This is a genomic window from Chitinophagales bacterium (assembly GCA_041392475.1).
In the GTDB taxonomy this organism is placed as follows: Bacteria; Bacteroidota; Bacteroidia; order Chitinophagales; family UBA2359; genus JAUHXA01.
The window spans coordinates 589890-601697 of record JAWKLZ010000001.1 but is presented as its reverse complement, the minus strand read 5'-3'; the positions used below and the strand labels follow the sequence as shown (position 1 = coordinate 601697).

Annotated in this window: 11 protein-coding genes; 5 read left to right on the top strand and 6 right to left on the bottom strand. The window is 38.7% G+C overall.

The window, feature by feature from the left end:
• Nucleotides 1–98: 98 nt before the first annotated feature.
• On the bottom strand, nucleotides 99–1037 hold the full coding sequence (locus R3E32_02155) for a hypothetical protein (protein MEZ4883512.1): 939 nt from the start codon (nucleotides 1035–1037) through the stop codon (nucleotides 99–101).
• A gap of 81 nt (nucleotides 1038–1118) precedes the next feature.
• Here R3E32_02155 and R3E32_02150 point away from each other — a divergent pair, with 81 nt between their 5' ends.
• The gene (locus tag R3E32_02150) at nucleotides 1119–1574 is read left to right on the top strand and encodes a MaoC family dehydratase (GenBank protein MEZ4883511.1); all 456 of its coding nucleotides are present in this window, start codon (nucleotides 1119–1121) and stop codon (nucleotides 1572–1574) included.
• A 27-nt stretch (nucleotides 1575–1601) separates the two neighbouring features.
• On the opposite strand, the gene R3E32_02145 is transcribed toward R3E32_02150, so the two are convergent.
• From R3E32_02145 to thrS, 3 genes are all read right to left on the bottom strand, one after another.
• Nucleotides 1602–2480 carry a lysophospholipid acyltransferase family protein gene (locus R3E32_02145; protein ID MEZ4883510.1) on the bottom strand — a complete coding sequence of 293 codons (879 nt, stop codon included), beginning with the start codon at nucleotides 2478–2480 and terminating at the stop codon, nucleotides 1602–1604.
• A 67-nt stretch (nucleotides 2481–2547) separates the two neighbouring features.
• A complete protein-coding gene (infC, locus tag R3E32_02140) occupies nucleotides 2548–3186 on the bottom strand; it encodes a translation initiation factor IF-3 (protein ID MEZ4883509.1) in 639 nt (212 codons plus the stop codon).
• A 433-nt stretch (nucleotides 3187–3619) separates the two neighbouring features.
• Nucleotides 3620–5563, bottom strand: a complete 1944-nt coding sequence (thrS, locus tag R3E32_02135) for a threonine--tRNA ligase (protein ID MEZ4883508.1) — start codon at nucleotides 5561–5563, stop codon at nucleotides 3620–3622.
• Nucleotides 5564–5825: 262 nt separating this feature from the next.
• On the opposite strand from thrS, the gene R3E32_02130 reads away from it, so the two are divergent.
• On the top strand, nucleotides 5826–6320 hold the full coding sequence (locus tag R3E32_02130; GenBank protein ID MEZ4883507.1) for a hypothetical protein: 495 nt from the start codon (nucleotides 5826–5828) through the stop codon (nucleotides 6318–6320).
• A gap of 8 nt (nucleotides 6321–6328) precedes the next feature.
• On the opposite strand, the gene R3E32_02125 is transcribed toward R3E32_02130, so the two are convergent.
• Nucleotides 6329–7408: a tetratricopeptide repeat protein gene (locus R3E32_02125; protein MEZ4883506.1), complete on the bottom strand. Its 1080-nt coding sequence runs from the start codon at nucleotides 7406–7408 to the stop codon at nucleotides 6329–6331.
• Nucleotides 7409–7498: 90 nt separating this feature from the next.
• On the opposite strand from R3E32_02125, the gene R3E32_02120 reads away from it, so the two are divergent.
• The gene (locus R3E32_02120) at nucleotides 7499–8659 is read left to right on the top strand and encodes a hypothetical protein (protein MEZ4883505.1); all 1161 of its coding nucleotides are present in this window, start codon (nucleotides 7499–7501) and stop codon (nucleotides 8657–8659) included.
• A 5-nt stretch (nucleotides 8660–8664) separates the two neighbouring features.
• Here the strand turns inward: R3E32_02120 and R3E32_02115 are convergent, their stop codons facing one another.
• Nucleotides 8665–9513: a DUF4037 domain-containing protein gene (locus tag R3E32_02115; GenBank protein ID MEZ4883504.1), complete on the bottom strand. Its 849-nt coding sequence runs from the start codon at nucleotides 9511–9513 to the stop codon at nucleotides 8665–8667.
• A gap of 154 nt (nucleotides 9514–9667) precedes the next feature.
• Between R3E32_02115 and R3E32_02110 the strand changes: the two genes are divergently transcribed.
• Together R3E32_02110 and R3E32_02105 are read left to right on the top strand one after the other, a co-directional pair.
• Nucleotides 9668–10480, top strand: a complete 813-nt coding sequence (locus R3E32_02110) for a crotonase/enoyl-CoA hydratase family protein (GenBank protein ID MEZ4883503.1) — start codon at nucleotides 9668–9670, stop codon at nucleotides 10478–10480.
• A 278-nt stretch (nucleotides 10481–10758) separates the two neighbouring features.
• Entirely contained in the window at nucleotides 10759–11730 is a 972-nt protein-coding gene (locus R3E32_02105; protein ID MEZ4883502.1) for an NADPH:quinone oxidoreductase family protein, read from the top strand.
• The last annotated feature ends 78 nt before the right edge of the window (nucleotides 11731–11808 follow it).

Sequence of the window (11808 nt, the reverse complement as noted above, 5' to 3'; positions counted from 1 at the left end):
AAAACACGATATGCAATCTTCAACGATTTTCCTTTTGAAACTCGAAAAAGATAATGATAATAGACTTCAAAACATGTTTTGGTCACATATTTTAAACCTCAAAATAATACTCTACAAACTTCATTTAAATTCGACTTCCCAAAAGTCTTCTCCAAAAAACCCCAATTCTCCAAATCAGCCATTCCCATCATACAACCTCCACCGCCTGCCCCACACAATTTCAAAACATATTTCCCTGATTCTAAACCATTTTCCCAAAAACTACGAAAATGATTTGGAATCATTCGCTGGAAATATTTCCATTGCAGAACAGAAAGTTGATGGATAGAATCTTTCAATATTTTTCCATTTCCTTCCAAAAAAGCCTCGATACATACATCATTCACGGGCTTCAATTGTTCTCTACAAAAAAAATCAAAATCGGGAGTTTCTAATCGGTTTAGAAAATATTGCACCAAAGGCTCCGTTTCCCTCGACAATTGGGTATCTATCAAAAACAAAATCATTTCACCTTCTTGCTTCATATCCACTTCAATGGTACGAACTTCATTTTTCGTTTTCAAAACCGCTTGATTCAAATAACACACCAAAGGGTCAAATCCCGAACTTTGCCCATGAAAATGAGACTCCAATACGGCGAACTGTTGCTGCAAAGCACGAAGTGAATTTATCTTCAATTCTTCCGCCGAATCATTGCCATACTTGCTCACTACCCCCGCTACAACCGCCCCCGAACTCCCCAAACCATACCCTTTTGGGATATTAGAATCAAAAAACAGCCCTTGTTGCAAATCTCCAACGAAGCGATCTAAATCAATAATCAATGATAATTTTTGATAACGTATCATTTCTTCAATTGCGACTACAAATTGCTGCAATGCACGATTCGACCAATTTGCAGATTCAGCCAATGGACTATTCAAATTAAGAAATCTAAATTGCCCATGATAAGCTTCAAAAGGTATTGCCAAAGCATTGCCGCCTACAATGACGCTGTATTCTCCAAATAGCAAAATTTTTGACGAAAAGTGTTGCATCGCTTTTTTGGGGTTAAATTTCCGAAAATTTGTAAAACTATTGGGTAAATTTGCTTTATTAACCAATAACAAAAAATACAAATGGAATTTAAAAATTTTGCCGAGTTTAAGGGAATGGAAGGTAAAGCATTGCCAACCAGTGAGTGGATTACGGTCACGCAAGAGATGATCAATGCTTTTGCAGAAGCTACTTTAGATTTTCAGTGGATTCACATTGATGTCGAAAAAGCTACAAAATATTCACCTTTCAAAACACCGATTGCACATGGATTTATGTCCGTTTCGCTTTTATCGAAGTTCGTGGAAAGTGTGGCAGTCATCAAAAGTGCCAAAATGGGTGTGAATTATGGTCTGAATACTATCCGTTTTCCCCATCACGTACCTGTTAATAGCAGATTAAGAGCACAGGTGACTGTCGCAAAAATAGAAGACTATGCTGAAAATGCCATTAAAACGTTTTGGGATTGTGTCGTAGAGATTGAAGGAGTTGACAAACCTGCCTGTGTGGCACAGTTTATTACATTAGCTTTTGAATAGTGATTATTAGTGACTGGTAATTAGTTGCTAATTACCAATCACTTCACTAGCCCGCTTATGCTTCCATCTACGGTGCGTCCATAGCCAATATTGAGGTAATTCTCGGATTTGTTCTCCCAACAATCGTGTATGCTTTTCGGTAATTTCTCCATAAGCAGTTTGTAAAGGATGGTCTTCAATGGTTACAAACTCCATTTCGTAGTACCCTCTTTTTACCTTTTTTATATAGCAAAATAACACAGGCATGTTGTATTCTTTTGCATATTTTTCTGTGCCGAACAAAACAGCAGTATCTTGATTCAAAAATTCCATCCAATAGGCACGAGTGCTGGAAGAGGGGGATTGATCAGTACCAAAAAAATAGGCAACTGGACGAGAAGCATTTTCTGCAAAATAATCTTTGGTATCTTTTTTTGAAACCAAGTCAATACCAAACTTAGCCCGTGATTCTCTTAATTTTTTATCGAAAAATGGATTGGAGAGAGAACTGTAAACGCCCATCATTTGATGCGGGATTTGAGGATTGGTGCCAACTGCCAGCATTTCCCAATTATTGAAGTGACCTGCTGTCACCAAAATACTTTGTCCTTTGTGGAAATATTTATCAAAAATTTCTGGATTCTTGACCTTACATCTTTCTATTATCTCCTTTTCCGAAATACTAAATATTCGAATAGACTCGACTATCAAATCACAAAGATGTTGATAAAATTGCTTGCCAATACGTTTGATTTCCTTGGAGCTTTTGTTTGGAAAAGAGTTTTGGAGATTAGCAAATACCACTTTCTTACGATATCCTACTACATAGTACAAAATAACGAACAGCAAGTCAGAGATTCGCAGCAAAACTGCAATCGGAAGCAAAGAAAGTGGTTTGAGAATTAGGTAAAAAAGTATTCGACTCATGGTAAACTTTCGTCAGGTTGTATTGAAGTTTTCCCTAACATTGAAGCAGCATCTTCCAACATTGATGCTATTCTTCTTCATCAGATATTTCTCGGTTTTCAGTATTGCCGCTTTCTCCAGTATTCGTTACAGAACCTTCGGTTTTCTTTTTCGGTGCTACTTTTTTAGGGCTAATAAACGCAAACATTCTCTTACCATCTAAGCGAGGCATTTGTTCGAGTGCGCCATATTTGCTTAAGCGTTCTGCAAATTTCAGGAGTAACAATTCTCCTCTTTCTTTGAAGATAATCGCTCTGCCCTTAAACTGAACATACGCTTTCACCTTTGAACCTTCGATCAAAAAACGCTCAGCATGTTTAGATTTAAACTCAAAATCGTGCTCATCTGTGTTAGGGGTAAACCTAATTTCCTTAACAACAGTCTTTTGAGTTTTGGCCTTAATTTCTTTCTCCTTGCGTTTCTTTTCATACAGAAACTTACTGTAATCTATGATTCTACATACAGGAGGACGTGCAGTTGCAGCTATTTCTACGAGGTCTAAATTGAGGCGATAAGCCATTTTCAAAGCCTCAGATGTTCTGTGAATTCCTTGTTCTACGTTGTCACCTACGAGTCGCACTTCAGGTACACGTATTCTTTCGTTAATTCTGTGTTCAGGTCCTTTATTTTGAGGTAACCTGTTTGTCTTTCTTCTAGGTCTTGCCAATTATTATTGTTATTTAAATGAAAAAATAAGTTGCAGTAGGAACATTGAATAGTAGAGTATAGTTTCAATGAGTTAAATATTCCATCAATAAACCTACAATTATTAGACGAATATACGCTATAAAAGTTTTATTCGGTATTCTAATTTAAAAAAAAATATCTAATCTTCCAAGTTGAATGAAATATTCAGCATAATAAAAGAAAAATTTCAAATAAAAATCCACATATTCCTCATTCATTCTCAAGATTATTTAGCTAAGTTTTTGTACGAGAACAGGGAGCAAATTCATGACATCTTTACCTAATACAGTAAAAATCAAATGAATCAACATTTACTCATTCGCATAAAACTTCGGTATAACCGAGTTAAGCAGCTAATAATTAGTCACTAATAAATTCATTTCGGCATTAGGATTCCTGTTCTCGCAAAAAAATTATGCAACAACAGGTTTCAAATCTTGCAATTCTGCATTGCAAAGCTCCAAAAACTCTACCAATGTCATTGCTCCTTTATCTCCGTTGCCTTCTCCATGTCGTCTGACAGCCACCGTAGCATTTTCTTCCTCACGTTCTCCAATAATCAATTGGTAAGGAATTTTTTGCATGGACGAATCCCGAATTTTTCGCTTGATAGATTCTGCACGGTCATCAATTTCGGCACGAATACCATTCGCTTTCAATTCTTTTAAGACTTGTCCTGCATAATCCAAGAATTTATCGCTAATTGGTAAAATCGCTACTTGTTGAGGTGCTAGCCACAATGGAAAATTACCCGCACTGTTTTCAATCAAAACAGCAATGAATCGCTCAAATGAACCAAAAGGTGCACGGTGAATCATCACTGGACGGTGCTTTTGATTATCTGCTCCAACATACTCTAGCTCAAAACGTTCGGGTAGATTGTAGTCCACCTGAATCGTTCCCAATTGCCAAGAACGCCCAAGTGCATCCTTCACCATAAAATCCAATTTTGGGCCATAAAAAGCCGCTTCATCGTATTCGATTACCGTATTCAAGCCCTTCTCGGTAGCTGCTTCGATGATAGCATTTTCTGCCTTTTCCCAATTTTCCTCCGAACCAATGTATTTAGAACGATCTGTCTTGTGACGTAGCGAAATCTGAGCAGTAAATTCACTAAAACCCAATTTGGAAAACACCAAAGTCACCAAATCAATCACATCCTGAAATTCTCCCTTCAACTGCTCGGGCATACAGAAAATGTGGGCATCATCTTGTGTAAAGCCACGAACCCGCAGCAATCCATTCAATTCACCTGTCTGCTCGTAGCGATACACTGTACCAAATTCTGCCAATCGAAGCGGTAAATCACGATAAGACAACTGCCCCACTTTGTAAATTTCGCAGTGATGTGGACAATTCATCGGCTTCAACAAATATTCCTCACCTTCCCTCGGTGTGTGAATCGGTTGGAAAGAATCTTTACCATATTTGGCATAATGTCCAGAAGTTACATATAATTCTTTTTTTCCAATATGAGGAGTCATCACCATTTTGTAGCCACGTTTCGTTTGCTCGCTCATCAAAAAGTCTTGCAAAATATTTCGCAGCATCGTTCCTTTCGGCAACCACAAAGGTAAACCAGAACCCACTTTCTCCGAAAAAGCAAACAAACCCAATTCCGTTCCTAATTTTCGATGGTCTCGTCTTTTGGCTTCTTCCATCATCTCGAGATAATGGTCCAAATCGCTCGCTTTTGGAAAACTAACCCCATAAATACGGGTCAGTTGTGGATTCGCATCATTTCCCCTCCAAAATGCGCCTGCGATGTTGGTCAATTTGAAGGCTTTAATCAAACCTGTATGGGCAATGTGTGGACCTCTACACAAATCCACAAAACCACCTTGTGTATAAAAAGTGATGCTTCCATCTTCCAAACCTTCAATGAGTTCCATTTTGTACTCATTGTTTTTATAAAACTCAGCAGCCTCCGCTTTCGTCACATCGCTGCGAACAAATTTACTATTGAGTTTTGCCAAAGATTTCATTTTCTGCTCAATCTTTTCCAAATCTTTCGCATTCGGAATCTGTCCGCCAAAATCCACATCGTAGTAAAATCCACTGTCAATTGCAGGGCCAATCGTAAATTTAGCTTGTGGGTAAAGAGATTGAATGGCTTCTGCCATCAAGTGCGCTGTTGAATGCCAAAATGTTTTTTGACCATCCGTATCTTCCCACGTCAGTAATTGCAAGGTTGCGTCTTCGGTCAATGGGCGTGTGGCATCCCACACTTCATCATTTACTTTTACAGACAATACTTTCTTAGCCAAGCTATTACTCAATGACTTGGCAACGTCTAAACCTGTTACGCCTGCTTCATATTGGCGTACATTGCCATCGGGAAAGGTGATGTTAATCATAATACATCTTTGCTTTTTTGTTTGTCGTCTTAATTGACAATACTGCTAAACATTGTTTTTTTAAAATTGTAGGCAAAAGTATTCATTCTATTCAACCTACCCAAACATTAGTTAAAGTAAAGTGCAATTGCTACTTTAAATTAGTAGCCTACATTCAAGTAGCTATTTTTTACAAAAAATATACACTCTTCAAACTGGTTTTTTTTTCAGAATACTTTTTATCTTTAGAGAAAATTACCTCACCAAAAAAAAAATACATATCATGTTTAGAAAACTTTTATTTCTAGTTTTAATATCCTATTTCTGCACAGGCTGTGCTTCAATTTTAAGTAAAAGCTTTTATCCTCTCAAACTAACCAGTACACCTACAGGGGCAAAAGTAATTATAACCAATCAAAAAGGAGAAATCTTCACAGGTAATACTCCCGCAACAGTACAGTTGAATTCAGGAGTAAGTTTTTTTAAAAAAGCTATATATGAGATAACATTTAGTGAAGATGGCTTCGAACCCAAAACCTATCCAATCATTGCTACCTTAGATGGCTGGTATTTTATGAATATATTTATAGGTGGGGTTATCGGTATGTTGATTGTAGACCCAGCAACTGGTGCTATGTATAAAATAAATGAGCAATATCTTGATTGTAATCTAAGCAAAGATACCAGTATGAATAACCTCCGCGAAATCAAAGTCTTTGATTTGGCAGAAATCCCCTGTGAGTGGGAAGAAAACCTGATTAAAATAAATACCAAATAAAATAACTATCACTTCACTCGCTCCAAACCCTCCTCCGCCAACTTCAATTCAGGTTCAAACTTCAATGCTAACTCATAATCCGCTTTTGCAGCCGCTTTGTTACCCAATTTTTCATCGCAGTAACCACGCATATAATAGGCCTTCGCAAAAGCAGGAGAAACCCGAATTGCAGCGAGAAAACTCTTTTTGGCTCGTTCAAAATCCCCTTTTTGAAAGTAGATATAACCCGTATTGTAATGAGCATCTTGAAATTGTGGACTGATGGAAATTATCTTGGTATAAGCCTTTAATGCTTCGTCTTCCTGTTTATTTTCCTGCAAAAAGATGGCTTTGGCATAAACTGCTTCAATAGAAAGTGGGTCAATTTCAGATGCCTTATCGTAATACTTCACACATTCTGCACTTCCTTGTTCAGCCAATACCTGAGCCAAAATCATATTGGGATTGTAGGCATCTGGCTCCAATTGCAGTGATTTTTTGAGGTTGGTAATCGCATCTTTCGTTTTTTTCTCATCCCTCGCAATCATTCCTTTCCAAAAGTAAGCCTCTGCAATATTGGCATCTTGCGCCAATACCCCATCAATTTCTTTGGTCGCTTCTTTGTTTTTACCCACATAAAAATAATACTTTCCCAACTCTAAATGCAATTGCAGCGATTCCTTTGGAATGTTGCGAATCGCTCGTTCCATTATCCGAATAGCAGGCGGCAATTGTTGCGATTTGAAGTAAATTTCGGCAGCAGCCAAATAATAACTGCTTTGTGTAGAATCCAATTTGATGGCTTTGATGAAATCCCCAACAGCATATTCTGCTCGACCTTCCTCCAAATACGCATTTCCTCTAGTAAAATAAAGTTCTGAATTGAGTGAATCCTTGATAATGCGGTCTGACAACAAGCGAATTTTGAGGTTTTGTTCCATTGCAGATTGGGCAGAGGGCATTTTTTCACCTTCTATTTTGTCCGCTTCATCAGGAACTTCTTCTGTCTGTTTTACCGAAGTATCTGTATCCTGTTGATTACATGCCGAAAAAATCAAACAAATCGACATAAAACACGTCATAAAATATTGCCAATAACTGCTAATCATATTTTGTATCTTTTTTATAAAAAACTTCAAATGGATATTTTTCCTTTAATTTTCATTTATTCCTTAGGTTTGCAGCAAAAATAACACAAAATGCAAATTCACCGTTCCAAATTTTTGATAGCATTTTTAATGCTTCCCCTTTTTTTCCTTCAATGTACCAGTACTTCCAACGATACAAATGAGGAGAAAGATACTCATTCTGCGGTTGATACTACAAAAAAAGCTGCCGTAGAAAAATCTTCGAGGATAAATCCTGATTTGATTTACCCACAAGAAAAACACTTCCGAAACATGCGCCAACTCACTTTTGGTGGCGACAATGCTGAAGCCTATTTCAGTTTCGACGACTCCAAATTAGTGCTTCAAGTAACCGACAAAGAAAAAGGCGTTGAATGTGACCAGATTTTTTATGCCACTATTCCACAAACAGACAGCGAAACTTTCGACATGAAGTTAGTCAGCACAGGCAAAGGTAGAACAACTTGTTCGTATTTTTTGCCGGGCGATTCTACCATTATTTATGCCTCGACCCATCAAGCAGGTGAAGATTGCCCTGCACCGCCCGAAACCGATACCAAGGCCTACGTTTGGCCCATTTATCCAACTTTTGAAATCTATAAAGCCGACTTGAACGGTGATATTATTACAAAAATGACCGAGAATGGGTCTTATGACGCAGAAGCAACTGTTTCACCAGATGGCAAAATGATTGTTTTCACCTCCACCCGAAACGGAGATATTGACCTCTACACCATGGACATTTATGGTAGAAATGTGAAACAGGTAACGAATGAATTGGGCTACGATGGTGGTGCGTTTTTCTCGCCTGACAGCAAAAAACTCATATTCCGAGCTTCTCGCCCCAAAACTCCCGAAGACATCAAAAAATACAAAGATTTCTTATCCCAAAACCTTGTAGCACCGACCAATATGGAATTGTTCGTCTGCAATGTCGACGGGTCTGAATTGAAGCAAATCACCGAACTAGGCAATGCCAACTGGGCGCCCTATATGCACCCATCTGGCGAAAAAGTTATTTTTGCTTCCAACCACACCTCAGAGCGGGGCTTTCCCTTCAATTTGTTTATGATTAATTTGGATGGCACAGGATTGGAGCAAATCACCTTCGACACAACTTTTGATTCTTTCCCCATGTTTTCCTACGATGGTAAAAAAATCGTTTTTGCTTCCAACCGAAACAATGGCGGCACAAGAGATACCAATGTATTCATTGCAGATTGGGTAGATTAGATTTTTCACTCTCGCAATTTCACTTCAAAACGCTTCCAAAAAGCAGTCAAATCAAAATCAGGTCTTTCACGCCCTACCAACTCATACACTTCCGCAATGAGTCGCAGCATTTCTGCAACGCCCTCTGCTTCTTTGCTGTTCAACAAACTTTGCATTCTTTGCAGAAAATCAGTGGGTTGAATAGGCAGTTGCTGCTCAATGATCCAATTCAAACCTTTTGCTTTTCCAGGATGATACACCCGATTGAGGCAAAAAATCGTTTGTAACATTTTCTTCAAATCCTCTACCAAACATTCGTAAATGAACAGGCTGTCATTTCGATACACACCCATACCTTCATAGACCGATTTTGGAGTAAAAGTAAGTGATGTTTGTAAAGTTTTAAAAATCAAAGCTTCTGGATAGACTTCAATCTGCTTTCGCCAATCTGCTACAATACCTTTATCGTAGAAAACTTCCGAATTGTTGATGCCAAACAAAACAGCTTGATGACTCAACTCAATGTCATTGTTCTTAATCACTGCATCTACCGACTGCTGAAATTTGTCTGCTTTGATGCGGCCAAAGTCAATTTTGATGCCTTCCACATATCGCCCAACCGTCATAAAATCGTGTTCTTTGCCGCCAATGACATACACAGGATTCAAATACTCTGCGTCCTTTCTCCACAATTCGTATTGTTCATCAGAAATATCGTTGTAGAGGATAAGTAAGTCAATATCAGAATATTGGTCGGTCAACTCATAAGCGACCGAACCCACAATAGAAATGGATTGTATAGCAGAATCTTCTACCAACAAACGTTTGGCTTCTTGATGGGCTAAGTTTTTGAGCAGTTCATTGTTATTTTGCATGTTATTGAAGTTTGTATTATTTGATTTTGAAGTCCCAAAGATATTCCATCTCACTCCAAGTCCATTTCACCAAAACTGCTAAAAAACAGCCTATCAATTTTAGAATTAAAAAATTATCTTTGCCTACAACTTCTAATAAATTTTACTTCAAAACATGACTTACGAAACATATAAGGTATCAATCGAAAACCACATTGCAGTTGTTTCCTTCAATCGTCCTAACAAAGCAAATTGTTTGAACCAAAAAGGCTGGGAAGAACTGCAACAAGTATTTGAAGACATGGATGCAAATCCAGAAGTGCGGGTAGTCGTTTTGACGGGGGAAGGCAAACATTTTTGTGCAGGAATTGATACGAGTATGTTGATGGACAATGTACAACACAAAGGTATCAAATGTGAAGGAAGGCGGCGAGAAGCTTTTTTAATCGGAACAGGCAAATTGCAGCGAAATGTCACCGCTATTGAGAAATGCCGCAAACCTGTCATTGCAGCCATTCACAAAGCCTGTGTGGGGGGGGCGATTGACATCATTACGGCTTGTGATATGCGCTATGCAACGACCGATTCCTACTTTTCTATCAAAGAAATAGACTGGGCTTTGGTCGCAGATTTGGGAACATTGCAGCGACTTCCCAAAATCATCAATCCGAGCATTGCAGCAGAATTGGCTTATACTGGGCGGCAATTTGACGCAGCAGAAGCCAAAGAAATGGGTTTGGTCGGACAAGTGTTTGAAGACAAAGAACAGATGATGCAACATGTTATGGATATTGCTACTACGATTGCCTCAAAATCACCACTTTGTATTCGTGGCACAAAGCAAATGTTACTCTATACCCGTGACCATACCGTTGAAGAAGCATTGAACCATCAAGTTCTTTGGAATGCTGCCATGATTTACTCCGATGATTTGATGGAGGCAGGCATGGCGAATATGCAAAAACGTAAACCAACTTTTAAAAATTAATCACAGATTTTAGAGATTTTGCAGGTGATAATAATTGGACACAAATAGAAAGATATAAGCATTTAATTACAAATAAATATAATTTTTATTAAATACGCTATTTCTGAGGTTATACTAACATTTACAAGGGCATAGCCCTAACACTATTTGTAGGAAAATACTGTAGTGATAGTAACTTAGGAGCGTAGCTTCGGCACTTATAAATAATGGGTTTTTATGGGGTCAAGACTATCTGTACCATCAGTGCAATCTGCAATTAACAAACAATTCAACAATATATGAAAGCAATTCTCTGCAAAGAACTCGGACCACCTTCCAAATTGGTCTTAGAGGACATTCCCTCTCCAAAACCTGGCAAAAAAGAAGTTTTGGTACAAATCAAGGCTTGTAGCATCAACTTTCCTGACACCTTGATTATCCAAGGTTTGTATCAATTCAAACCCGAATTGCCTTTTTCTCCTGGGAGTGATATTGCAGGCATCGTGAGGGCGGTGGGCGAAGGTGTGAAACACCTCAAAGTAGGCGATGAAGTATTTGGACTGGTATCGCATGGCGGTTTTGCAGAAGAGGTGCTTGTTCCTTCAAACAGTTGTTTTCCAAAGCCTCCGATGATGGATTACAAAATTGCGGCTTCTTTTATGATGGCTTATGGTACTTCGTATCACGCCCTGAAAGACCGAGCCAAATTGAAGGAAGGCGAAACTCTTTTGGTTTTAGGTGCTTCTGGTGGTGTGGGTTTGGCGGCTGTTGAACTGGGCAAAATCATGGGTGCAAAAGTGATTGCAGCGGCTTCAACGGCAGAAAAATTGGCGATTTGTAAGGAAAAAGGGGCGGACGAACTTATCAATTATACGGCCGAAGATTTGAAGGAAAGGGTGAAGGAACTGACGGGCGGCAAGGGAGCAGATGTAGTGTATGACCCTGTTGGAGGAGCTTATACCGAAGCAGCTTTGCGGGCTACAGCTTGGGAAGGGCGTTTTTTGATTGTCGGTTTTCCTGCGGGTATTGCCAAAATCCCGATGAATTTACCCCTTTTGAAGGGTTGTCAAATTGTGGGCGTTTTTTGGGGTAGTTTTGCGATGCGTGACCCTCAGCGAAACATGGCTAACACAATGGAATTGATTCAAATGTACGCCAAAGGACAATTGAAGCCACACATTCACGCAACTTATTCTTTGGAGGATGCGCCTAAAGCATTGGAGGAAATGATGAACCGAGAGGTGAAAGGGAAGGTTATTATTGAGCCTTGATAAAATAAAACATCGAGTTTTGTTTTATCAATTGAGAGGAATTCTGTAAAAAGAGGCTTCTACAGCAATGAATTGAAA

Bases quoted from the DNA above. Each gene is read 5' to 3' on its own strand.
- R3E32_02145 (MEZ4883510.1), bottom strand. From the start codon at position 2,480: ATGAGTCGAATACTTTTTTACCTAATTCTCAAACCACTTTCTTTGCTT.
- R3E32_02125 (MEZ4883506.1), bottom strand. From the start codon at position 7,408: ATGATTAGCAGTTATTGGCAATATTTTATGACGTGTTTTATGTCGATT.
- R3E32_02105 (MEZ4883502.1), top strand. From the start codon at position 10,759: ATGAAAGCAATTCTCTGCAAAGAACTCGGACCACCTTCCAAATTGGTC.
- R3E32_02130 (MEZ4883507.1), top strand. From the start codon at position 5,826: ATGTTTAGAAAACTTTTATTTCTAGTTTTAATATCCTATTTCTGCACA.
- R3E32_02115 (MEZ4883504.1), bottom strand. From the start codon at position 9,513: ATGCAAAATAACAATGAACTGCTCAAAAACTTAGCCCATCAAGAAGCC.
- R3E32_02155 (MEZ4883512.1), bottom strand. From the start codon at position 1,037: ATGCAACACTTTTCGTCAAAAATTTTGCTATTTGGAGAATACAGCGTC.
- R3E32_02110 (MEZ4883503.1), top strand. From the start codon at position 9,668: ATGACTTACGAAACATATAAGGTATCAATCGAAAACCACATTGCAGTT.
- thrS (MEZ4883508.1), bottom strand. From the start codon at position 5,563: ATGATTAACATCACCTTTCCCGATGGCAATGTACGCCAATATGAAGCA.
- R3E32_02120 (MEZ4883505.1), top strand. From the start codon at position 7,499: ATGCAAATTCACCGTTCCAAATTTTTGATAGCATTTTTAATGCTTCCC.
- R3E32_02150 (MEZ4883511.1), top strand. From the start codon at position 1,119: ATGGAATTTAAAAATTTTGCCGAGTTTAAGGGAATGGAAGGTAAAGCA.